The organism is Rathayibacter sp. AY1F8, assembly GCF_002932165.1.
Taxonomy (GTDB): Bacteria; Actinomycetota; Actinomycetes; order Actinomycetales; family Microbacteriaceae; genus Rathayibacter.
On sequence record NZ_PSVB01000008.1, the window covers coordinates 28,243 to 51,079 of the forward strand.

The following is a 22,837-nucleotide window of genomic DNA, read 5'->3' on the forward strand; positions in this document are numbered from 1 at the left end:
CCTCCCAGGAACTCACGGTCGCCGTCGATCGTAGGAACCGGTACCGCGCAGCCGGAATCCTTTGCCGCTTCCTACGAAGGGGTTTCGGTGCCCTCGGCCGGCGCTTGGGCCGCTTCGACAAACGCGGTGGCGATCGAGCCCGACGTGGCTTCGACCTGCCAGGCGCGGGCGCCGGCGCGGGTGAGCTCCGCGGCGACCGACTCCGCGGTCAACGGCTCGGGCGGGTTCCAGGCCACCCGGCGCAGCAGCTCCGGCGTGAGCAGGTTCTCGACCGGGAGCGAGAGCAGCTCGGCGATCTCGGTGACCACGGCGCGTCCCGCCTTCAGACGGGCGTCGGCGGCCGGGTTGCGATCGCCCCACGCGCGCGGAGGGGGGAGCGTGTCGGCGGCAGGGCGGGTCGGGCTCGGCAGGTCCTCGGTCGTCGTCCCGCGCTCGATCGCGGCCCACCAGCGCTCGACCTCGCCGCGGCTGGCGCGGCCGGTGAAGTCGCGGCGGCCCGAGAGCTGTCCGATGCTGGTCGGGATGTTGCGGGCGACCGCGATGATCGAGGAGTCGGGGATCAGGCGGCCGGGAGCGATGTCGCGCTCGCGGGCGAACGCGTCCCGGGCCAGCCAGAGCTCGCGCGCCACGGCGAGGGGGCGCGGGCCGCGGAGCGAGTGCATGCCGGAGAGGCGGCGCCACGGATCCGGCGGGACCGCCTTCGGGGCGCGCGCGAGCGTCGCCTCGAACTCCTCGCGGGCGATGCGCGTCTTCCGCGCGGCGATGAGCATCTCCTCCATGCGGTCGCGGAGGTCCACGAGGAGCTCCACGTCCTTCGCGGCGTAGACGAGCCAGCTCTGGGGGAGGGGGCGGGTCGACCAGTCGGCGGCCGAGTGCTCCTTGGCCAGGTGGATGCCGAGGAGGTCCTCGACGACGGCGCCGAGGCCCACCTTGGGCAGTCCGAGGAGCCGGGCGGCGAGCTCGGTGTCGAAGATCCGCACCGGGTCCAGGCCCACCTCGCGCAGGCAGGCGAGATCCTGGCTGGCGGCGTGGAGGACCCACTCCTCCTGGCCGATGACCGCCTGCAGGGCGTCCATCCGGCCGATGGCGGGGGGATCGAAGAGGAACGCGCCGGCGCCGCGCCGGTAGACCTGGATCAGGTACGCGCGCTGCGAGTAGGTGAAGCCGGAGGCGCGCTCGGCGTCGACGGCGACGGGGCCCTCGCCGGCGGCGAGGGCGTCGACCGCGGCGAGGAACTCGTCGGGCGTGGAGAGGACACGGTAATCAGTCACGGTTGTTCCGTCGGAAGGCGAGCGGGGTCACACCGTCGCTCGATACGGGCGGGAGACCCGCGAGCATGCACAACAGCTCCCCCCACCCTTCCATGTGAGCGGCGAGCTGCGCATCATCCGGGCTCCAGGAGGCGCGGATCTCGATCTGCGCACCGTCCCCCTGAGCGGCCAGCTCGCCGAAACCGGTGGAGAGCACCTTGGTGGCCGTGCCGGACGCGGCGGAATAGGAGGCGCCCTGCGCCCCGAGGGCGTCGATGAGCCAGGACCAGGCGACCTCGGCGAGGAACGGATCGGTGCCGATCTCGACCTCGAGCGGGGCCTGGGCGAAGCAGACGACACGGAAGGGGCCGCCCCACTGCTCGGGCTCCTCGGGGTCGTAGAGCAGGATGAAGCGCCCCGTGCCCAGCTCGGAGTCGCGTCCGTGCGCGTGCGGCGCGACGTCGCCCGACAGGGCGAGGGCCCAGGGCGCGAGACCCGACGGCGAGGCGATCTCGGACACGGTGAGCTCGGCGCGCGTGGCAGCGGCGCGGATCGACTCCGTCGCGACCCTGAACTCCTCGGGGAGCTGGGACGACGCTGGGAATTCGGGCACGGTCGCAGACTAGGGTTCCGACGCGCCCGGGACGCGGAGGCACGCCGGGTGGGCGGCTCTCAGCGCGTGCGGCTCCAGCGGGCGTAGACGGCCCCGGAATCGTCCGCGGCCAGGAGCGTCAGGGCGTAGGCGTCGTCGACGACGGCCGTGCCCGTCGCGACCGGGAGGCCCGGCAGGACGACGCGCGGCGAGGTGGTGAGGCACAGCTCGTCGACCCGGCCCGAGGCGAGGAACTGGCCCGAGAGCGAGGCGCCGCCCTCGCAGACGACGCGGTGCAGGCCGAGCCCGGCGAGAGCCTCCAGGAGCTCGTCGACACCGATCCGCTCCGAGGAGGACGGGACCGGGACGACCTCGACGCCGGCGGGGAGCCCCTCCACCGCGCCGCGCGACTCCGGCACCAGCAGCAGGACCCGGGAGCCCTCCTGCAGCTCCAGGCGGTGCCCGGCGAGATCGCCCGAGGCGGAGACGACGGCGAGCGGGACCCGCCGGGGGACGCGGTAGCCCTCGGCGCGGACGCTCGCGGCTCCGACGAGGACGACGTCGGCCTGCTCGCGGACGACTCCGAGGATCGTGCGGTCGACGCGGTTGGTGAGCGTCTCGCTCGTGCCGTCGGAGCCGGTGCTGGAGCCGGTGACGCTCGCGATCATGTTCAGGCGCACGCGCACCGCCTCGTCGGGACGCCAGGCGGCCGCGACCGCCGCTCGCGCGCCCTCCTCGCCGATCACGATCGGCCGACCGGCGGGGAGGAGCGGCCGGAGGATCATGCGGCCAGGTGCGCGCGGACCTGCCGCTTGGTACGGCCGAGCAGCGCGGTCATGCCGCGCAGGCGCAGCGGCGAGACCGCCTCCGAGAGGCCGATGGTCTGCGGGAAGTCGTCGGGAACGGCGAGCACCTGCTCGGGGGTGAGCCCGGCCAGGCCCTGCGCCAGGATCGACGCGAAGCCGCGCGTCGTGGGCGCCTCGCGGGGAGCCGTGGCGTGCAGGTGCACGATCCCGCCCTCGACGTCGACGACGATGAAGACGGGCGCCTGGCACTCCTCCACGCGCTCGAAGAGGTCCGGGTGGTCGCGGTAGCGCTCGGGCAGGTCGGGGAGCTCGTTCGAGAACTCGAGCAGGAGCTGCAGGCGCTCCGGCTTCTCGAGGGCGAGGAACTCCTCGCGGATGTCGCGCAGAGCGTCGGGGAGCGTGGTGTCGGTCATCCGGTCCAGTGTCTCATCGGGGGAGGGGCGGCGGGCGGTCGCAGCGGAGGCCGGGAGCCCGGATCCGGCCCGTCGACGGGCGGATCGGCGCTCCCGGCCTCCGTCGTGACGCGTCAGCGGGCCGCGGGGGCCTCGCCGGGCTCGGCGCCCTGCACGATCGGGACGCGGACGGCGCTGCCCCACTCGGTCCAGGAGCCGTCGTAGTTGCGGACGCCCTCGAAGCCGAGGAGGTGGGTCAGCACGAACCAGGTGTGGGCGGAGCGCTCGCCGATCCGGCAGTAAGCGATGACGGAGTCGCCGTCCTTCAGCCCCGCGCCCTCGCGGTAGATGCCGTTCAGCTCGTCGAGGGGGCGGAAGGTGCCGTCCTCGGCGGCGGCCCTGCCCCAGGGCACGTTCTGCGCGCTGGGGATGTGACCGGCGCGCAGGGCGCCCTCCTCCGGGTAGGCCGGCGCCGTGGTGCGCTGCCCGGTGAACTCCTCCGGGGAGCGGACGTCGATCAGCGGGTTGCCGAAGTGCGCGAGGACGTCGTCCTTGAAGGCGCGGATCTCGGCGTCGCTGCGTTCGACGACGGGGTACTCGGCGGGCTCCGGGGAGGAGGCGTCGGTGGTCGTCGGGCGGCCCTCCGCGAGCCACTTGTCGCGGCCGCCGTCGAGCAGACGGACGTCCTCGTGACCGAAGAGGGTGAAGACCCAGAGCGCGTAGGCGGCCCACCAGTTGTTCTTGTCGCCGTAGACGACGACGGTGGTGTCGCGGGCGATGCCCTTGCCGCCGACGAGCGCGGCGAACGCGGCGCCGTCGATGTAGTCGCGCTGCACCGGGTCGTTGAGGTCGGTGTGCCAGTCGATCTTGACGGAGCCGGGGATGTGGCCGGTCTCGTAGAGCAGGACGTCCTCGTCGGACTCGACGACGACGAGACCGGGAGTGCCGAGGCGCTGCTCGAGCCAGTCGGCGCTGACGAGCCGTTCGGGGTGCGCGTAGGAGGCGAACTTCGGCGACGGATCGGTTTCGACGGACAAGGAGGACCTCCAGGATGGTGCGCGGAGCGCGGGCGTGATTCCACGGCGGGCTACGCTGGAGCCCGCCCTTCAGCGACAGTACGCGTCCGCGGACGACGCCGCACGAAGGGCGCCGTAAGAGTTCGACACAGAACCGCGGCGGCTCCGTGCCCGGTGCGGCCGCCGCCACTGAGCGCACGGACCCCGCCGTGCGCAGGATGCGAGACGCGAGTGAGCCCCGACGACGTCCGATCGACGAGCAGCCTGACCGCCCGCTCGCCCCAGATCAGCGGGCACGAGATCGCGTCGACGCTGGTGCCCCCGCGCCAGTTCGAGGGCGCCACCTTCGAGAGCTACCGTCCCGACCCGGAGTACCCCTCGCAGGCCGACGCGGTGGAGGCTCTGCGCGCGTTCGCCGCCGGCGGCGGATCCAAGGGAGGCGGCTTCCTGGGCTTCGGCCGGAAGAAGGCCCCCGCGGTCAAGCCGGGCGTGTACCTCGACGGCGGCTTCGGCGTCGGCAAGACCCACCTGCTCGCGGCGATCTGGCACGCGGTGCCGGGCCGCACCTACTTCGGGACGTTCATCGAGTACACCGCGCTCGTCGGCGCGCTCGGCTACGCGGCGACCGTCTCTCTCCTCAAGGGCTCGGCGCTGCTGTGCATCGACGAGTTCGAGCTGGACGACCCGGGCGACACGATGCTGATGACGCGGCTCCTCGGCGAGCTGGTCGCCTCCGGGACCCGCATCGCCGCGACCTCGAACACCCCGCCCAACGCGCTGGGCGAGGGGCGCTTCGCCGCAGCGGACTTCCTCCGCGAGATCCAGTCGATGGCCGCCCACTTCGAGACGATGCGGATCGACGGCACCGACTACCGGCGCCGCGACATCGAGGGCCACGCCGTGGTGCGCACCGACGAGGAGATCGACGCTCTCGTCGCGGCCGCCCCCGCCGGCTCCGTCGTCACCGACGACCCGTTCGCGGAGGCCGTGCACCACCTGGGCACCGTGCACCCCTCCCGCTACATCAAGGTGATCGACGGCGTCGACACCATCGTGCTCCGGGGCGTCACCGCTCTGACCGACCAGACCGACGCCCTGCGCCTCGTGGCCTTCATCGACCGGGTCTACGACGCGCAGATCCCGGTCCTCGCCTCCGGGACGCCCCTCGACGAGGTCTTCGGCGGCGACATGCTGAGCGGCGGCTACCGCAAGAAGTACCTGCGCTCGATGTCGCGGCTCATCGCGCTCACCTCGATGGCGCCCCGCTCCTAGGGGCGGATCCGCTCTCCTCCCGGCGTTCCCGGGCTCGTCGTCGTGCCGTCCGCCAGCGCGCCGTAACGCGCTTTTTACACAGGGGCCTCGGCCGTAACCTCCGCGAAACGCGGTGCCTCACGGGACGAAACCTCGCGCCACCAGACTGTCGGCTACCCGAGGTGACCCGACACCCGCGTGTCTCCAGGCCGTGCTCCGACGCAGCGTCCTCGCTCCGGGCTTTTCTCTGCACACTCACGAGAGGTTCAACAATGGATCAAGGCAATACCGCGTTCCTGCTCATCGCAGCCGCGCTGGTCCTGCTCATGACCCCCGGGCTCGCCTTCTTCTACGGCGGCCTGGTGCGTGCGAAGAGCGTCATCAGCATGATGATGCTCAGCTTCGGAGCCATGGGCCTCATCGGGGTCCTCTGGGTCCTGTACGGCTACGCGATCGCGTTCGGCAACGGCCCGTCCGGCCCCGCAGGGACCGACACCTTCGTCGGCATCGACGGCGTCCTCGGCATCGACACCGCCCAGATCGGCCTGCAGGGCATCTACAACGACGCGCTCGGCGAGCAGACGTCGGCCTTCCCGACGCTGGCCTTCGCCGCGTTCCAGGCGACGTTCGCGATCATCACCGTCGCGCTCATCTCCGGCGCCATCGCGGACCGCGCGAAGTTCGGCGCCTGGATGGTCTTCGCCGGCGTCTGGGCCACCGTCGTCTACTTCCCGGTCGCCTCGTGGGTCTTCAACTTCACCCTCGGCGACGACGCCACCGTCGTCGACGGCGGCTGGATCGCCTACGGCGTCGGCGCGATCGACTTCGCGGGCGGCACCGCCGTCCACATCAACGCCGGAGCGGCGGCCCTCGCCCTCGCCCTGGTGCTCGGCAAGCGCGTCAACTTCACCAAGGGCGCGCACCAGCCGCACAACCCGCCGTTCGTGCTCCTGGGCGCCGGACTGCTGTGGTTCGGCTGGTTCGGCTTCAACGCCGGCTCCGAGCTCGCCGCCGACGGCATCGCGGCCGTCGCCTTCCTCAACACCATCGCCGCTCCGGCCGCCGCGATCCTCGGCTGGCTCGTCGTCGAGAAGATCAAGGACGGCAAGCCCACCTCGATCGGCGCCGCCTCGGGCGCGGTCGCGGGCCTCGTCGCGATCACCCCGGCGTGCGCCAGCCTGTCGCCGTTCTGGGCGATCGTCCTGGGCGTCATCACCGGCGCCGTCTGCGCCCTGGCGATCGACCTCAAGTACCGCCTCGGCTACGACGACTCGCTCGACGTGGTCGGCGTGCACCTGGTCGGCGGCCTCATCGGAACGCTCTACATCGGCTTCTTCGGCACCGGCGTGGGCCTGTTCCTCACCGGCGACGCGAGCCAGCTCGGCAAGCAGGCCCTCGCGGCCTTCACCGTCCTCGCCTACTCCTTCGTCATGACGCTCCTCATCGGCTGGATCATCCAGAAGACGATGGGCTTCCGCGTGAAGAACGAGGACGAGATCGCCGGCATCGACACGGCCATCCACGGAGAGGCGGGCTACGTCCTGGCGGACTGACCCTCTAATCCACAGCACCCGACGGGGTGCCGGCTCTCCGGAGCCGGCACCCCGTCGGCGCGTCCGGGCCGGGCGACCGCCGGGCGCGCCCCCGCGGGCGGGCGGTCGCGGATCCGGGCTAGGGTTCCGGAGTGCCCTCCTCGCGCTCGGTCGTGTCCCTGCTCCTCCGACTCCTCGGCCGCGCGGTCGCCCCGCGGCCGGACGCCGGGCCCCGCCCGCAGCGCCCGTACCTGAGCACGACGGCGCCGACCCCGGGCGCGAGCGGAGTGGGCCGCACCGTCGAGGTCGACCCGTCGCGGCTCCGCGGGGTCCGCCTGGGCTACGCGCCCACGCCCGACGGCGACCCGGACCCGGGCGAGGTCGTCTGGACCTGGGTGCCGTACGAGGAGGACGACGGCCGCGGCAAGGACCGCCCGGTGCTCGTGCTCGCGGTCGAGAAGTCGGGGACGGTGCTCGCCGTGCGGCTGAGCTCGAAGGAGCACTCCGACTACCTGGCCGTCGGGACCGGCGGCTGGGACCCGGACGGGCGCCCCAGCTGGGTCGACCCGGAGCGCGTGTTCCGCGTGCACCCCGCCGGGATGCGTCGCGAAGGAGCAGCTCTGGAGCGTGCTCGGTACGACGCCGTCGCCCGGGTGCTCTCGGCGCGGTACGGCTGGCACTGAGCGCTCGACGTCGTCGAGCGGCCACGAGAGGTCGCCGCTGAGCGCCGCAGGGGAGATCCCTGCCCGTCGAACGAGGGCCGTGCTCCTCGGAGGAGGCGTCAGACCGGGTCGATCGGCACGAAGCCCGCGTACTTCGCGGCGCGGCCGTCCCCGGAGGACGTGCCGGTGAGCCTGCGCTGCACCCACGGCGCGACGTGCTGCCGGTAGTACTGCACGGTTCCGCCGCGCCGGAGTGCGGCCTCGGGAGCGTCGGGCAGCGCGGCGGGCGGCGTGAGCCCGAGCGCCCGCAGGACCCGGTCGGCCACCCGCCGGTGCCCCCGCGGGCCGAGGTGCAGGCGGTCCTCCGACCACAGCTCCGGATCGGCGAAAGCGGGGTCGTGCCAGTTGTCGGCGACGACCACGTCGGTCCGATGGCTCGTCCGACGCAGGACGGCGTCGGTCAGCGCGTCCCCGCGGCGGCGGATGAGCGAGCCGAGCGGGAGCCGCGGCGACGGGTCGGCGCCGGCCAGGGCGATCAGCACGACGCCCTGCTCGTCGCAGCGCTCGAGCACACGGAGGTAGGCGTCGGCGATCCGCTCGATGTCGGCGCGCGGGCGCAGCATGTCGTTGCCGCCTCCGTTGAAGGAGAGGTGGGTCGGACCCAGGGCGAGCGCGGGCTCGAGCTGCTCGGCGAGGATCGGCGCGATGAGCCGGCCCCGGATCGCGAGGTTGGCGTACTCGATCCGCTCACCCGTGGCCGCCGCCCATCCCGCGGCCGCCAGATCGGCCCAGCCGCGCGGGGTGCCGTCCGGCCGCTCGTCGCCGACGCCCTCGGTGAAGGAATCGCCGATCGCGACGTAGCGGACGGCCGTCATCGGCGGGTTCCGGAGGTGCGCATCGTGGCACTGTACCGCTCCGCGGCCGGGCTCAGGCGCGGCGCCTCAGCGGGGTGACAGGTGCCGAGCGGACGCTGCTGGGGCGGTCCGGCGTCGCGGCGCCCGGCGCTGCGGCGAGCCGCTCCTCCTCGGGCCGGGTGCCGGGCCGGTGCTCGCGCTCGGGACGCGGGGCGGCCCGGAACCAGGCGGCCAGCGCGGAGGACCGGCGGTGCCTCCGGTGGTCGCGGTCCAGCTCGGCGGTGCCCCGGTAGCCGGAGCCCCGGGCGATGCGGTCGAGGCCGCCGAGAGCGACGGGGGTGCTCGCCATCAGGACGGCGGCCAGCTCGAGTCGGCGGAGGGCGAGGTGCTCGTCGAGGCCGAGCCCGTAGCAGCGGCGGAACCGCAGCCGCAGCAGCAGGGCGGGCATCCGCAGCTCGGCGGCGAGGTGGTGGACGGTGAAGCGCCGATCGAGGTAGCGCTCGTTGACGAGGGCGGCCGCCGCGATGGCGACGACGTCGAGCGGCCGGCGGGAGGCGGCGAGGCGGGGGGCGGGGGTTCGGGTGTCCAGGGGAGGCATGCACAGGAGACGCGCGAGGTCCCTGTTCGTGACGCGGAGGCGCGGAATGCGTTCGGGTGGCGCAGTGATCGGTGTCAGACCGGCTCGACCGGCAGGGGCTGTGCCATCGTCGGGAGGGGCGGAGTCCCCGACGATCCGGAACCGACACCCAGGAGGTGACCGCATGGCGCACGCCGCGCTGATCATCCACAGCGCACGGAAGGTCGACGCGGCCGGGACGGTGGAGGACCACTGGCTCCGCGCGCGGGACGGCGCGATCACGGCGACCGGCACCGGCACCGGCTGGCAGGCGCAGGCGGAGGGGGCGGAGCTGCACGACGCGCGGGGCCTCACCGCTGTCCCGGGCTTCCTCGACCTCCACGTGCACGGAGGGGGCGGTCACGCCTTCGACGGAGGAGCGGAGGCGATCCGCGCGGGCCTCGCGCTGCACCGCTCCCGCGGCACCACGCGCTCGCTGGTCAGCCTGGTGTCGGCACCGCTGGAGCAGCTGGAGGCCTCTCTGGACGCGGTCTCGGCTCTCGCGGCCGCCGACCCGCTCGTGCTCGGCGCGCACCTGGAGGGCCCGTTCCTCGCGCCCTCGCGCAGGGGAGCGCACGACCCCGCGGCTCTCGTGCACCCCTCCTCCGGCGCGGTCGGCCGGCTGCTGGACGCCGCCCGCGGACGCCTCGCGCAGATCACGCTCGCGCCCGAACTGCCGGGAGCCCTCGCCGCGGTGGAGCGGCTCGCCGGCGCCGGCACGGTGGTCGCGGTGGGCCACACCGAGGCGGACGCCGACCAGGCGCGGGCAGCGTTCGACCGCGGAGCCCGGCTGGTCACGCACGCGTTCAACGCCATGCCCGGGATCGGCCACCGCTCCCCGGGCCCGATCCCGGTGGCCCTGGGGGACGAGCGGGTCGCGCTCGAGCTGATCCTCGACGGCCGGCACGTGGACGTCGAGGTGGTGCGGCTCGCGTTCGCGGCGGCTCCCGGGCGGATCGCGCTCGTCACCGACGCGATGGCGGCGGCCGGGGCGGGTGACGGAGTGCACCGCCTCGGCCCGCTCGACGTCGAGGTGCTCGGCGGAGTCGCCCGGCTCGCGGGCACCGCTGTGCTCGCCGGATCCACGCTCACGCAGGAGGAGGCCCTGCGGCGGGCCGTCGGGCCCGGCCGGCTCGGGCTGCAGGCGTCCGTCGCCGCCCTCACCGCCGTTCCCGCCCGCGTGCTCGGCCGTGGCGACCTCGGCCTGCTGGCCCCCGGGTACCGCGCCGACGTCGTCCTGCTCGACGCGTCGCTCCGCGTGCAGCGGGTCTGGGCCGAGGGGCGCCCGTTCCCCGACTCCGCGGACGGCGCGTCGCGACCCCGGGTCAGGGCGTCGGCGTCACGGTCCAGGTCCCCTCGGTCTGGACGGCCATGACGCCGGGCAGGTCGGCCTCGAACACCTCGGAGAAGGCGACGGAGTCGCCGAACAGCTGCGGCTGATCGGAGGTCGTGAACACGCGGCCGGAGAACGAGTCGTCCGGACCCGCGGGCGTGTAGTCGACCGTCACGCGCGGGACGTCGTCGGAGAAGAACAGGACGGCCGGGCCGGTGCCGGACTGCGCACCGCTCACCGTCGCGAGGTCGTTCCAGCTCTGCAGGCCGAGCGTCCACGGCCCGTCGGCTCGGACGATCACCTGCTGCTCGACGGGGTCGTCGCGGAAGATCCCGGTCAGGAACGACCCCGTCATCGGGGCGGCGGCCTCGCCGAAGGGCGTCATCCGGCCCGCGGCGGTGACGATCGCCGTGCCGGTGCAGGCCGAGCAGTCCAGGCTCAGGACGACCGCGAACTCGCCCTGCCGCTGGAACGACACGTCGGCCGGGCCGGTGCCCGAGACGGTGGCGGGGACTCCCTCGCCGACCGGCCCGGCGTCGACGACGGTTCCGACCGGCTCGGCGGTCGCCGGAGCGGAGGGGGTCGGGCTCGGAGTGATCAGGTCGGTGATGGCGGGTCTCGGCGTCCGCGAGGCGGGCGCGGACGCCGTGGCGCCCGCCTCGGCCCCGCCGCCGGCGGTGCACCCGCCCAGCAGCAGGAGCCCCGCCGCTGCCGTCGTCGCCACTGCCGCTGTCGTCCCCCGAGCCCTCATGCGTCCAGACTGCCAGGGCTGGTCCGGATCGTCGTCCCCGGAGGGAGTCAGAGGAGCAGGGCGCCGAGGCCCGCGGCGGCGAGGACGACGATCCACGGGGGCACGGTCCAGCGCGTCAGCGCCACGAAGGCGCCGATCGCGAGCGTCAGAGCGCCGGTCGAGCCGATGCCCTCGGTCAGCACCGGGTCGTAGAGGGCGGCGCCGAGCAGTCCCACCACGCCGGCGTTCACGCCGGCCAGCGCCCGCTGCGCGACCGGCAGGTGCCGCAGCCGCTGCCAGAACGGGAGCACGCCGACCACGAGCAGAGCGCCCGGCAGGAAGATCGCGACCAGCGCGATCGCCGCCCCCGCGACACCGTCCGGCGTCCCCGCGCCCACCGCGCCGAGGAACGCGGAGAATGTGAAGAGCGGGCCGGGCACCGCCTGCGCCGCCCCGTATCCGGCCAGGAACTCGCTCTGCCCGACCGTGCCGGCGCCGACCGTCTGCGCCTCCAGCAGAGGCAGCACGACGTGGCCGCCCCCGAACACCAGAGCGCCCGCGCGGTAGAAGACGGAGGCGAGACCCGCCGCTCCCTCGCCCGTGAGAGCGGCCAGCAGGGGGAGGCCGGCCAGGAGGAGTCCCCAGAGGGCGAGCGCCGAGACCGCGAGCGCCGTCGGGATCCGGACCGCGAAGCCCGGGCCGTCGTCCGGAGCCGCCTCCTCACGGCGGAGCCACAGGACGCCGGCCAGGCCCGCCGCCGCGATCACCCCCACTTGCAGCGCGGGCTCCGGGGCGAGGAGGACGGCGACAGCCGCTGCGCCGGCGATCGTCGCGCGGCGGCGGTCCGGTGCGAGCGAGCGCGCCATCCCGAGCACGGCCTGCGCGACGACCGCGGCCGCCGCCGCCTGGAGGCCCAGGAGCCAGCCGGCGGAGGCGACATCGCCCGCACCGGCGACGAGACCGGCGACGAGGACCAGGGCGATCGCCGAGGGGAGCGTGAATCCGCACCACGCGGCGACCAGTCCGGCGAGTCCCGCGCGCTGCAGGCCGACAGCCATCCCGACCTGGCTGGACGCGGGTCCGGGGAGGAACTGGCACAGCGCGACGAGGTCGGCGTACGCGCGATCGGTCAGCCAGCCGCGGCGCACCACGAACTCCTCGCGGAAGTAGCCGAGGTGCGCGATCGGCCCGCCGAACGAGGTCAGCCCGAGGCGGAGGAACACGAGGAGCACGGGGAGGGCGCCGCCCCGCTGCAGCCGACCCGTCTCCGACACGGGGGCATCCTGCCAGACGGCGGTGTCCAGCACGCGTCGTGTCACCGGAAAAGGGACGATAAGCGGCCGGATAAGCGATTCCTCGCCCATTCTCCTCCGGTCGATGAAACGGTGGGTAGAAATACTGAACCCCTTCTCATCCCCTCTGTTAGCCTGATCCGGCTTCCCTTTCCTTCTCGAGGAGAAGGTGATCCGCATCAGTAACGCGAGCGCTGCCGCTCGTTCACTGAACGCCTTCTCCTCCTCTTTCGATCGGTGTACCCGGAACGGTGACGATCGGAAAGGCTCTCTCTTCCGTGACTCCTCAGGACACTGCCGTCGGCGACTCCGCCGACTCCTCCCGCACCGGCTCCCGATCGGGCGTCAAGGCCCTCTCCGCTCTCTCCCGCCGCACGATCCTCGCCGGATCCGTCGCCGGCGCGGGCGCGATCGCCTTCGCGACGCCGGCCCTCGCGGCCGGCGACCTCACCGCGGTGCCCCGACTGCCCGGCGAGGTCTCGCGCCTGTCCACCGCCACGTCGAAGACGGGCGGGAAGCGCTACGAGATCATCGACGTCGTCGTCGCGGGGGACCGGGCGCGCCTGTTCGTGCCGCACGCGACGCCTCCGTCGCAGACCAGGGGCGCATCGATGCTCTGGTACTACCACGCCCGCAACGGCACCCACACGGCGCTCTCGAGCGCCTTCGCGTACTCGGCCGACCTCGCCGTGGACCGCGGCATCGTCAGCATCTGCCCGACCTACGGCGGCAGCATCTGGTCGAGCCCGCGGGCGATCGAGATCCAGGCCGCTGTCGCCGCCTGGGCCTCGTCGGTATGGCGGATCGACGCGAGCCTCCTCCGCTCCGACTCCGGGGGCGGGCCGCTTCTGACCTGGGCCTACGGGAAGCGGATGGTGCCGAACATCCGGGGCGCGTACCTCTGCAACAGCTCCTACGACATGGAGGAGCGGGCGGCGAGCGAACCGGACCGGATCGGCCCCGAGTACGCCGACGCCGCGGCCATCGCCGCCACCAACCCGGCGCGGCTGCCCGCGTCGGTGTGGCGCGGTGCGCGGCTGAGGATCACCGGATCGCCCGACGACAAGGTCGTGCCGTTCGCCCTGCACGGCGCCGCCCTCCACGCCGCGGCCCTGCCCCTGGCGAAGGAGGCGACGGTCCGCACCCACCCGGGGGAGGGCACCGACGGGCACAAGGTCCCGAGCTTCACCAACAAGGAGATGCTCGACACCTTCCAGCGCTGGATCACCGAGGGCCCCGTGCCGCAGACGGAGCCCGAGCCCGAGACGCCACCCGTGTCCACGCTGCCCGGCGCGGGCACCTACGAGAACGGCGCCGCGCAGATCGTCACCACCGGCACCTGGACGACGCTGAAGGCCACCGCGGACAGCGGCGGGAGCATCGCCTACTCGACCAGCTCCGGCGCCTCCGCGACGCTCGCCTTCACCGGCACGAGCATCGCCTGGATCAGCCGACTCACGTCGTCCTCCGGGATCAACGACGTCGAGCTCGACGGTGTGAAGGTCGCCTCCGTCGACCGCTACAGCGCGTCCACCCGCTCGAAGCAGACGGTGTGGAGCAGCGGACAGCTCGCCGCCGGGCCGCACACGCTGACGATCCGCCGGGGGAGCGGCCGCAATCCGGCCTCGACCGGGACCAACCTGCTGCTCGACTCCTTCGTGGTCGGCGACGCGACGCCTCCGCCGGCGACGACGCTGCCCGGAGCGGGCACCTACGAGAACGGCGCCGCCCCGATCGTCACGACCGGCACCTGGTCGACGTTGAAGGCGAGCACGGACAGCGGCGGCAGCATCGCCTACTCGACCACCGCGGGCGCCTCCGCCACCCTCGCCTTCACGGGTACCAGCGTGAGCTGGATCAGCCGCCTCACCGGCTCGTCCGGCATCAACGAGGTCGAGCTCGACGGAGTCAAGGTCGCGTCCGTCGACCGCTACAGCGCCGCGACGCGGTCGAAGCAGACGGTCTGGAGCAGCGGACAGCTCGCGGCCGGGCCGCACACGGTGACCATCCGCCGCGGGAGCGGCCGCAACCCGGCCTCGAGCGGCACCAACCTGATCCTCGACGCGTTCGTGGTCGGCGACGCCGCTCCGGTCCCCACGGTCACCGTGCCCACGCCGATCGCGGAGTGGTCCTTCGCCGAGAGCGCCGCCCCCTTCGCCTCGGCCGTCGCGGGCGCTCCGGCGCTCCGGCAGGGCGCGGGCTCCTCCGCCCGCGCCGTCGCCACGCCGTTCGGCACCGGAGTCGCCCTCAACGGGACGACGGACCACCTGGTCGTCCCCAAGGACGAGGTCGGCCCGCTCAACCTGGGCGCCTCGACCGGCCAGGTGACGATCGCGGTGTGGGTGCTCAACTCCGACGCGGACGGCGCCTGCATCGCGGGCGTCTGGGAGGAGTCGACGGTCGGGCCGCTGCGCTCCTATGCGCTGTTCAACAACCTCCCCGAGTACGGCGGCTGGGAGCGAGTGTGCATGCACGTCTCGAAGCTCGGCGGGCCGACGCCCGGCTACCCGTACTCGCGCGACTACTCGGTGGAGCCCCGCCGGATCACGCGCGGCGTGTGGCAGCTGCACGTCGGGACGTACGACGGCGCAGTCGCGGTCTCGTACCTCGACGGCGCCGCCACCGCTTACCCGGTGTACACCGACAAGCTCGGCGCGACCTACGCCAAGAACCCCTACGTCTACCCCGACGGCCTCAACGCGGCTCCGGGCGACTTCGTGGTCGGAGCGGTCGGCCGGGACGGCACGATGATCAACCGCTTCGCCGGCTCCCTCGCCCGACTGCGGGTGTGGGACCGGGCGCTGACCGCGGAGCAGGTGAAGCAGCTCTACTCGGCCGAGAAGGGCGCTCTCGGCTGACGACCCGAGGGCGGTGACACGAGTCCGAGAAGCGGATGATCCGCTTCTCGGACAAGGCTGTTCGAGCGATAGCGCGCGTCCCTCTTTCGAGGGTGGTGTTATCGGCTGAATACAGATCGGCGGGCGGCCGCTTCACGGCTGCTCCGCCGTTCTCCGCCGCCTGTATCCGCTGCGCGGGATTCCGTACTCAGGCGGACGTGCGCTCCCGGAGGGCCGTACGGCGGGGGATCATCGCCCGGCGGCCGCGCAGCCCTGTCCCGGATCTCGGAGTGCGGCCCCGCGCCAGATGCGCACCGGCGCGACCACCTCCCAGCCGAGGGTGAGGTAGAGGGCGCGGCCGTCCGTGCTGGCGACGAGAGACCGCTCCGTGCACCCTCGGACCGGGCCCAGGCGGTGAGGGCGTCGACGACCCGCCGTCCCAGCCCGCGTCGGCGGAACCGCGCATCGGTCTCGATCCGGTCCAGGACCGCGACCGTCCCGTGCACGGCGGCGGTGCCCTGAGCGGCGACGACTCCGTCGACCAGCAGCCGGACGCTCGCCACTCCGTCGGCGGCCTCGAGCACGGCTCCCTCGAGCAGGGCACCCTCGGCGGTGCGGCCCGTGTCGAGGAGCGCCGCCATCAGGCTCTCGTCGCCCGACACGAGCTCCAGCCCGGCGGCGGGCGCGAGGCGGGCGTCGTCGCCCAGGCCGATGACCGTCATCCACTCCCGGGGCCCGGCCGTCTGCTCGGCGCCCGCCTGCAGCGCGGAGGGCGACGGATCGACCAGGATCCGCTCCCGCGTGCGCGACTCCGCTCCGACATCGACCAGCCATGCCCCGTCCTCGCGGACGCGCTGCACGCCGCGTGCCCGGCACCAGCCCTCGATCCAGTCGTCCACCCGCTCCGTCGTCGTGATCACGCCCCGAGAGTAGCCGCGACCGGACGGGCGCGATCGTGGAAGCGGGCTCTCCCGGCGGTGGCCGTCGTTCCCCGCCAGGACCGCCCTCGCCGCGGATCGCACCCCGCGCACCGCGATCCGCCGGGTCCTCCCGTTGTCAACCTCAGTGCCACGGCGCCGTCCCCGGCCCTACCGTCGGCGCGAGACATCCGCTGCACCGCCGGGACCCTGACGGCCGTGCCGAGAGTGAGGGGCCGATCCGATGCCCAGGCAGGACGGCGACCCGCGGAGCACCACCCGAGTGCTGCGCGAGCTGGTCTCCGCGTTCGAGGATCCGGGGGCCGTGCACCCGGCGCTCGCCCGGCAGGTGCGGAGCGCCGCCCGCGAGCTGCTCGGCGCGTCGGAGCGGGAACCGCTGCGCCTGCGCGTGCGGATGCCGACCCTGATGGTCCCGCGCTCGGTCGTGGACGAGGTGCCCGATCCGCCCCCGGTGCCGCCCGCCGCGCTCTGACCCGACGGCGCTCGTACACTCGGACGATGCGACACGGCATCGTCATCCTCCCGCAGGACCCGTGGGCCGAGGCCCGCCGGAAGTGGCAGTCGGCCGAGGGCCTGGGCTTCGACCACGCGTGGACCTACGACCACCTCTCCTGGCGCTCCCTCGCCGACCAGCCGTGGCACGCGACCGTCCCCACCCTCACCGCTGCTGCGATGGTGACCGAGACGCTCCGCCTGGGCACGTTCGTGGCCTCCCCGAACTTCCGCCACCCGGTGCCGTTCGCGAAGGAGATCGCGACGCTGGACGAGATCTCGGGCGGTCGGACGATCCTCGGGGTCGGCTCGGGCGGCACGGGCTTCGACGCGCGCGTGCTCGGGCAGCCCGACTACTCGCCCCGGCAGCGGCACGAGCGCTTCACCGAGTTCGTCACGGCCCTCGACGCGCTGCTGCGCTTCGAGGAGCCCGGCTCGAGCGGCGTGGACCTCGAGGGGGAGTGGTTCACCGCCCGCTCGGCGCGGATGGTGGGCGAGCCGGTGCAGCGCCCCCGCGTCCCGTTCGTCCTCGCCGCGAACGGGCCGAAGGGCCTCGCGCTCGTCGCCGAGCGCGGGCAGGGCTGGGTCACCACCGGCCCGGAGGGAGTGTCGAGCGAGGAGTGGTGGCGGGCGGTCGCGTCCCTCTCCCGGCGGCTCGACGCGGCGCTCGACGCGGCCGGGCGCGACCCGCGCACCGTCGAGCGCCACCTCTCGCTCGACTCCGGGGGCGACTACTCCCTCGAGAGCGTCGCCCGGTTCGAGGACATGGCCGGCCGGGCGGAGGAGCTCGGCTTCACGGACGTGATCGCGCACTGGCCGCGGCGCGACGGCGTCTACGCGGGCGACGACGAGGTCCTCTACGAGGTCGCCTCGCGCTTCTGACCGGGCCTCGGGGGCTCTGGAGCGGTCCTCAGACCGCGCGGGCGCTCCCGCGGTCGACGAGACGCGCGGGCAGGAGTCGGATCGACGGCTCCTCGCCGCGGGACGGCTGCTCGATCCGCTCGACGAGCGTGTCGACCAGGTGCGCGCCGAGCTCGGCGGCACCCGTCTCGACGTAGCTGTAGGGGAGCGAGAAGTCGCGGGCGAACTCGGCCGAGTACAGGCTCACGACGGACAGCTGCCCGGGCACGGCGACAGCGCGTCGACCCAGGATCGCGGGAAGCATCGCGATGGTCCGGTCGCTGTGGACGACCAGCGCCGTGAGACCGGGGTCGTCGTCGAGGAACGCCGTGACCATCGGCTCGACGGCGTCGGCGGCGGTGGCGGCCGGGCGCAGCACCAGCTCGATCCCGAGCCGACCGGCGGTCTCGAGAGCCGACTCGCGGAACCGGAGCCCGTAGGTCCCTCCGCGGTCGAAGACGCGCTCAGGAGGGGTGACGAGACCGATGCTCCGATGCCCGAGGGCGCCCAGGTGCTCGATCAGCAGGCGGGCCGCGTCGCCGAAGTCGAGGTCGAAGACGTCCACCCCGGAGGCGTCCGCGGGCACGCCGAGGGCGGCACCGGGCCGCCGCGAGGCGCGCAGGACGGGCAGCCGGTCGTCGTCGTCCGCGACGCTCAGGAGGATCAGTCCGTCGACCTGGCCGGAGCGCGTGAGCCGGCGGACGGCAGCCGCCCCGTCGGCCTCGGTGGCCAGCAGCACGTCGTAGCCGAGCTCGCGGGCGCGGGCCGTGATGGGGAGGACGTACTCGACCATCGCGGGCGCGAACTCGTCCGGGTCGAAGTGGACGAGCAGGCCCAGCGCCATGGTGCGGCGCGTCGCGAGCGCCCGTGCTCCGGCGTTGACCGTGAAGTCGAGCTCGGCGATCGCGTCCTCGATGCGCTTGCGCGTCTCGGGGGAGATGCTGCGCTTGCCGGAGAGGACGTACGACACCGTGCTGCGAGAGACCCCTGCCGCTTTCGCGACGTCTCCGATCGTGGCCATCTCCACCCCCGCTCGAACCGTGTCGAGAGTGGCAGTGCGGCGCGGCGCACGCAACTCGGGCGCCGCGTCCCCGGAGCGAGGACCGGACGCTGCGGCTCCGGCGCTCTGCTCGTCCACGGCGCGCTCGTCCCCGTCGGGGAACCTCCGGTCCCGACGACACGCCGACGCGGCCGGGCGCACGAGATGCCCGGCCGCGTCAGGGCGTTCTGGACGGATCAGCCGCAGCGCGCCGCACCGTAGGCCGGTGCCGTGGATCCGCTCGCCGCAGCGCCGTCGACCGTCCCCGCGATCCGCACGTCGAGAGCGCCGGCTCCGACGCTCGCAGCGCGGGTGCTGAAGGCGGCTGAGACCGTCTTGCCGGGAGCGACCCCGGTGAAGGTCTTCGTGCCCCAGGCCGAGCCGATCGTGACGTCAGCGGCGACCGCGCTGGTGTTGGTCGCCGTCCCCGTGATCGTGACCTTCCCCGCGGTGCAGCGCGAGGCCGCCGTGCCGCTCACCGTCAGGCCCGTGGTCCGCCCGACGAAGGGCGTGACCGAGATCCTGTCGATGTTGGGCGCGTACTGCGAGGTGAGCAGGACGCCGGGGAAGGTGTCGGAGAGGTAGGTCGTCCCGTCGAAGCCCGGGAGCTCCTTCGAGGTGATCGCGATGGTGTTCGAGCCCTTCCTGAGCGTGACCGGCACGCTCAGGTCCCACAGCTGGTTCTGGTGGAACGTGTGCGGGAAGAGCACGCGCTGCGTCACTCCGTTGACCGTGATGTCCGCGTGGCGGGCGAGCGGGTCGGGGTTGTAGTGCGTCGCGGGGGACTGCTCCTCGTTGGAGTAGCGCAGCGTGAGCGCGTACGTCCCGTCCTGCTCGGCCTTCACATCGCCGAAGGTCAGGGTCGAGTCGCCGTCGCGTCCGCCCCCGATGTTCCCGACGGCCTTGCCGCCCGACGCGAAGGACAGGTCGCGGACCGTGGCGGGGCCGGTGATCGTGGCCGCCTCCGCCTCATAGCTCGTCGTCGCGGGCGGGTTCGCGCTCGCTCCGATGACGATCCGATCGACGAGGAGCGTGCCGCTCGTGCCGACGACCTCGATCTTGTTCACGCCGCCCGAGAGGAAGACCTGACGGGTCGAGCTCGCGCCCACCGGCCCGACCTTCACATCGTTCACGTAGAGGTCGCCGGTACCGCCGCCCAGGGTGTCCACGGTCACGGAGGACGGCGCGTCCTTCGCGGAGTAGCCCCAGACGGTGGTGGAGGCGCCGCTGGTGAGCTTCGCCGTGCCCGAGCCGGAGACGCCGGCGCGGGAATAGTCGGCCGTCGCTCCGTTGTCGAGCGTGCCGGTCTCGGCCTCGTGGATCGAGGTCGCGGCGGCCGCGCTGGGGAGGGAGAGCTCGATCTTGTCGACGATCGCGTCGCCCACGGTCGACTTCGTGCCGGCGAGGTTCTTCGCGGCGAGCGAGATCGTGTGGGTGCCGGCGGTCAGCTTCACCTTCGTGTCCGCGTGGTCCCAGACCACGAACTTGTAGGCCAGCGGAAGGAGGATCTCCTGCTCCGCAGCGCCGTCGACGCTCAGGAACGCGTTGATCGGACCCTGCTGGGCGTTGGCGGCGTAGGTGTTGAGGGAGTTGGCGAAGACGCTGAGGTCGTACTCGCCGTCCTTCGGGACGGTGACCGCGAAGTCGAGCTTCAGGTCGCCGCCGGTGCGGATCCCGCCCACGTTGCGTCCGCCCGAGGTGTAGAAGCCGCCGACATTGGTCGGCGAGCCCTCGGGTCCGTTGAGGTTCCGCGATCCGGTGTAGCGGGCGTCCTCGGCCTCGTACTTCTGGCGGAAGTCGACGGGCGAGGCGGACGGCGACGACGCGTTGGCGCCCGGGGTCAGGACGACCTCGTAGGCGGAGTCGACGTCGAGCGCGGGGAGGGATCCGCCGAAGTCCAGCGAGAGGGCGCCGTCCACGACGGACGCGTCGAACTCCTTGACCGTCTGCGGGGCTCCCGAGTCGCCGACCTGGCCGGTCCAGCGGATCTCGCTGACCTCCACGTGGACCTTCGAGCCGAAGGTGGCGGCCGGGATGCGCTCGAACGCGACCTTCTGCGAGCCGCCGACGCCTCCGAAGAGGGCTCTCGCCTGCTTGGCCGCGGTGTCGAGGGTCGCGACGCCCTGGAGGGTGTAGCTCTGGCCGGGCTTGGGCGGCGTGACCGCGACGGTGTCGCCGGTCATCGAGGCGTAGGCGTTGAGGAGCCACCACTGGCCGTTGGCGCGGTTGGCCTGCACCGCGGAGTCGGAGAGGTTGCCGTCGATGTTCCAGTAGGCGATGTCGCCGTCGACCTTCTTGTCCTCGAGCGCGCTGATCCACTGGACCATCTGGCCGGGCACGGAGGTGTGGTAGTTGAAGGCGTACTCGTTGAGGTTCACCGGCAGGTGCTTCCCGGCGTAGGACGTGCCCGCGTACAGCTCGTCCTCCCAGGCCCGGAAGCGGTCGACGTTGGTGCGGATCTCACCCGGGGCGCTCAGCTCGTGCCAGGTCATCACGTCGGGGACGGTGTCCTGCTCGAGCGTGTGGGTCATGAACCCGCGGACCTGGTCGTAGAGGACGCTGGTGTTCGGTCCGGCGATGCGGGCGTCGGGCATCCTGTCGCGGATCAGCGCGTAGGTGCTGTCCCAGGCCGCGAAGAACGCGGTCGGGTCCTCCAGCCAGCTCTTCCCGTCGTAGCTCCACTTCCCGTTGCCGAACATGTTGCCCTCGGGCTCGTTGAACGGCACGAACACGATGTTGTCCTGGTACTCCTCGGGGAGCGCGAGCACCTGGTCGACCTGCGTGGCGATCTTCGCCTGGTAGTCGGCCAGCTTCTCCTGGGGAGTGCTGCCCGGCCACTCGTAGGGGAAGCCGCGGTAGATGTCCGTCATGTAGATGTAGGTGTCGCCGTCCGAGGTGTCGGCGACGGCCTTCGCGACGCTCAACGCGTCCGCGCCCGGATGCTGCGGCCCGTCCTGCGCCTTGGTCGAGACCGTGCGCAGGTCGATCCCCTCGAGGAGGTTGTCGGAGGGGAGGCCCTCGCCGTAGACCCCGTAGAGGGTGCCGGACGCGCCGCCCATGAACTCCCCGGTGCTCGTGCCGAGGTCGATGGTCATCTCGTCGAGTGCGCGCACCGTGACGGTCGCCGTGACCGCGGTGCCGAGGCCGGTGACGGTGCCCTTCACGGTGAAGGTGCCGCGCTTCGCGTACGCGGAGGCGGGGACGCTCTCCCAGGTGACCGGGGCGTCGCGGTTCACGCCGTCGGAGTAGGTGGCGGGGACCCCCGGCAGGGCCGGCGCGACGCCGATGCCGGTGGTGACCGCGACGCTCGTCGAGAGAACGCCGGTGACGGCCGGCGCGGCGTCGCCCGCCAGACCCCGGACCTGAGCGGCGGTCAGAGCCCGGTTGTAGACGCGGAAGTCGTCGATCGCTCCGTCGAAGTAGGGGTGCACGTTCCAGAGCGCCCGGCCGATGTTGCCGCTCTTGGAGGCGGAGGCGGAGTAGAGCTGCTTCGCGAGATCGACGGAGGCGGGAGCCGTCGCGACCTGCAGACCGTTGAGGTACAGGGTCACGGTCGTGCCGTCCATCGTCGCGGTGACGTTGACCCACTGGTCCTTCTGCAGCGGCGAGGAGCTGGAGACCCCGGTCTCACCGCCGTCCTTCAGCTGCTTGATGATCGCGCGGGCGCTGCCGCCGTCGAACGACGGAGCGAAGGCCGACGCGGCGTCGGGGCTGATGCCCAGGCACCACAGCCACTGGAAGCCTCCGGTGCCGGACCACTTCGTCCAGGCGGAGACGGTGGTCTGCGTCACGCCCTGGAAGAGCCCGTTCGGCACGGTCAGGTACGGCGCGGAGGTCGAGTCCGCCGCGCCCCCGGGAAGGTCGATCGCGGTCGTACCGGCCTTCCGACCCGCGACGTACGTCGCTCTCGCGCTGTTGACGACGGTGCCGTCGAGCTTCTTCGACGAGAGGTCGGCGACCGTGGATCCGGACACCTGCCCCTGCTCGAAGTCGTACTGGAGGACGAGCGCGTCGGCGGGGACGGAGGTGTCGGCCGCGGAGGCGGACTCGGCGCTCGGGAGAGCGACGGCGAGGGCGGCGAGTGTCGCGGCACTCAGCGCGAGGGCGAGGGAGCGGGTGCCGCGCCTCGGGGAGGACATCGTTGTCACGCTGGTCACTTTCTGTGGGGACAGCCGGCCGGACGACGGCGGGCGTCGGTCCGGGGTCGGAGCAACAGTGCTTCGAACCGGTTCGACAAAACTAGGTTCCGCGCCTGCGACACGCAAGAGGACCTGAGAAGTTCCTCGTCCGGCTCGCAGGTGCCGG

Annotated in this window: 19 protein-coding genes; 7 read left to right on the plus strand and 12 right to left on the minus strand. The window is 73.2% G+C overall.

The window, feature by feature from the left end; all coding sequences use genetic code 11:
* Positions 1 to 71: 71 nt before the first annotated feature.
* The 5 genes from C5C35_RS08040 to C5C35_RS08060 form a co-directional block, all read right to left on the minus strand.
* Positions 72 to 1,271: a ribonuclease D gene (locus tag C5C35_RS08040; RefSeq protein ID WP_104222092.1), complete on the minus strand. Its 1,200-nt coding sequence runs from the start codon at positions 1,269 to 1,271 to the stop codon at positions 72 to 74.
* Complete coding sequence (locus tag C5C35_RS08045) at positions 1,264 to 1,863, minus strand: DUF3000 domain-containing protein (RefSeq protein WP_104262909.1); 600 nt, start codon at positions 1,861 to 1,863, stop codon at positions 1,264 to 1,266. Before C5C35_RS08045 ends, C5C35_RS08040 begins: the two co-directional genes overlap by 8 nt.
* 59 nt (positions 1,864 to 1,922) lie before the next feature.
* Positions 1,923 to 2,627, minus strand: a complete 705-nt coding sequence (locus tag C5C35_RS08050; RefSeq protein ID WP_104262910.1) for a dihydrofolate reductase family protein — start codon at positions 2,625 to 2,627, stop codon at positions 1,923 to 1,925.
* A complete protein-coding gene (locus C5C35_RS08055; protein WP_104222086.1) occupies positions 2,624 to 3,061 on the minus strand; it encodes a SufE family protein in 438 nt (145 codons plus the stop codon). The genes C5C35_RS08050 and C5C35_RS08055 overlap by 4 nt, the downstream gene beginning before the upstream one ends.
* Positions 3,062 to 3,174: 113 nt before the next feature.
* A complete protein-coding gene (locus tag C5C35_RS08060) occupies positions 3,175 to 4,077 on the minus strand; it encodes a sulfurtransferase (protein ID WP_104232576.1) in 903 nt (300 codons plus the stop codon).
* A gap of 210 nt (positions 4,078 to 4,287) precedes the next feature.
* Between C5C35_RS08060 and zapE the strand changes: the two genes are divergently transcribed.
* The 3 genes from zapE (at position 4,288) to C5C35_RS08075 (ending at position 7,522) form a co-directional block, all read left to right on the plus strand.
* On the plus strand, positions 4,288 to 5,328 hold the full coding sequence (gene zapE / locus C5C35_RS08065) for a cell division protein ZapE (protein WP_104262911.1): 1,041 nt from the start codon (positions 4,288 to 4,290) through the stop codon (positions 5,326 to 5,328).
* A 251-nt stretch (positions 5,329 to 5,579) separates the two neighbouring features.
* Positions 5,580 to 6,860 carry an ammonium transporter gene (locus C5C35_RS08070; protein ID WP_104225239.1) on the plus strand — a complete coding sequence of 427 codons (1,281 nt, stop codon included), beginning with the start codon at positions 5,580 to 5,582 and terminating at the stop codon, positions 6,858 to 6,860.
* A 131-nt stretch (positions 6,861 to 6,991) separates the two neighbouring features.
* A complete protein-coding gene (locus C5C35_RS08075) occupies positions 6,992 to 7,522 on the plus strand; it encodes a type II toxin-antitoxin system PemK/MazF family toxin (protein WP_167299028.1) in 531 nt (176 codons plus the stop codon).
* A 98-nt stretch (positions 7,523 to 7,620) separates the two neighbouring features.
* Here C5C35_RS08075 and C5C35_RS08080 read toward each other — a convergent pair whose 3' ends face one another.
* Together C5C35_RS08080 and C5C35_RS08085 are read right to left on the minus strand one after the other, a co-directional pair.
* The gene (locus tag C5C35_RS08080) at positions 7,621 to 8,376 is read right to left on the minus strand and encodes an SGNH/GDSL hydrolase family protein (RefSeq protein WP_104262912.1); all 756 of its coding nucleotides are present in this window, start codon (positions 8,374 to 8,376) and stop codon (positions 7,621 to 7,623) included.
* A 52-nt stretch (positions 8,377 to 8,428) separates the two neighbouring features.
* Positions 8,429 to 8,953: a hypothetical protein gene (locus C5C35_RS08085; protein ID WP_104225241.1), complete on the minus strand. Its 525-nt coding sequence runs from the start codon at positions 8,951 to 8,953 to the stop codon at positions 8,429 to 8,431.
* A 163-nt stretch (positions 8,954 to 9,116) separates the two neighbouring features.
* Here C5C35_RS08085 and C5C35_RS08090 point away from each other — a divergent pair, with 163 nt between their 5' ends.
* On the plus strand, positions 9,117 to 10,346 hold the full coding sequence (locus C5C35_RS08090) for an N-acetylglucosamine-6-phosphate deacetylase (RefSeq protein WP_104262913.1): 1,230 nt from the start codon (positions 9,117 to 9,119) through the stop codon (positions 10,344 to 10,346).
* Here C5C35_RS08090 and C5C35_RS08095 read toward each other — a convergent pair.
* A complete protein-coding gene (locus C5C35_RS08095; protein ID WP_104225243.1) occupies positions 10,297 to 11,028 on the minus strand; it encodes a hypothetical protein in 732 nt (243 codons plus the stop codon). The genes C5C35_RS08090 and C5C35_RS08095 overlap by 50 nt on opposite strands.
* A 74-nt stretch (positions 11,029 to 11,102) precedes the next feature.
* Positions 11,103 to 12,308: a chromate efflux transporter gene (chrA, locus tag C5C35_RS08100; RefSeq protein ID WP_258066368.1), complete on the minus strand. Its 1,206-nt coding sequence runs from the start codon at positions 12,306 to 12,308 to the stop codon at positions 11,103 to 11,105.
* 296 nt (positions 12,309 to 12,604) lie between these two features.
* On the opposite strand from chrA, the gene C5C35_RS08105 reads away from it, so the two are divergent.
* Positions 12,605 to 15,184 (plus strand): LamG-like jellyroll fold domain-containing protein, encoded by a 2,580-nt coding sequence (locus tag C5C35_RS08105; protein WP_104260708.1) that lies wholly within the window; start codon positions 12,605 to 12,607, stop codon positions 15,182 to 15,184.
* A gap of 98 nt (positions 15,185 to 15,282) precedes the next feature.
* On the opposite strand, the gene C5C35_RS17110 is transcribed toward C5C35_RS08105, so the two are convergent.
* Entirely contained in the window at positions 15,283 to 16,083 is an 801-nt protein-coding gene (locus C5C35_RS17110) for a GNAT family N-acetyltransferase (protein ID WP_219814153.1), read from the minus strand.
* A 241-nt stretch (positions 16,084 to 16,324) separates the two neighbouring features.
* Between C5C35_RS17110 and C5C35_RS08115 the strand changes: the two genes are divergently transcribed.
* Entirely contained in the window at positions 16,325 to 16,573 is a 249-nt protein-coding gene (locus C5C35_RS08115; RefSeq protein ID WP_146076891.1) for a hypothetical protein, read from the plus strand.
* Positions 16,574 to 16,599: 26 nt separating this feature from the next.
* Positions 16,600 to 17,475, plus strand: coding sequence for an LLM class flavin-dependent oxidoreductase (locus C5C35_RS08120; RefSeq protein ID WP_104246838.1), 876 nt, complete (start codon positions 16,600 to 16,602; stop codon positions 17,473 to 17,475).
* Positions 17,476 to 17,503: 28 nt separating this feature from the next.
* Here C5C35_RS08120 and C5C35_RS08125 read toward each other — a convergent pair whose 3' ends face one another.
* Entirely contained in the window at positions 17,504 to 18,514 is a 1,011-nt protein-coding gene (locus tag C5C35_RS08125; protein WP_104262944.1) for a LacI family DNA-binding transcriptional regulator, read from the minus strand.
* 215 nt (positions 18,515 to 18,729) lie between these two features.
* Positions 18,730 to 22,671: a LamG-like jellyroll fold domain-containing protein gene (locus C5C35_RS08130; RefSeq protein ID WP_104262915.1), complete on the minus strand. Its 3,942-nt coding sequence runs from the start codon at positions 22,669 to 22,671 to the stop codon at positions 18,730 to 18,732.
* Positions 22,672 to 22,837: the final 166 nt, after the last annotated feature.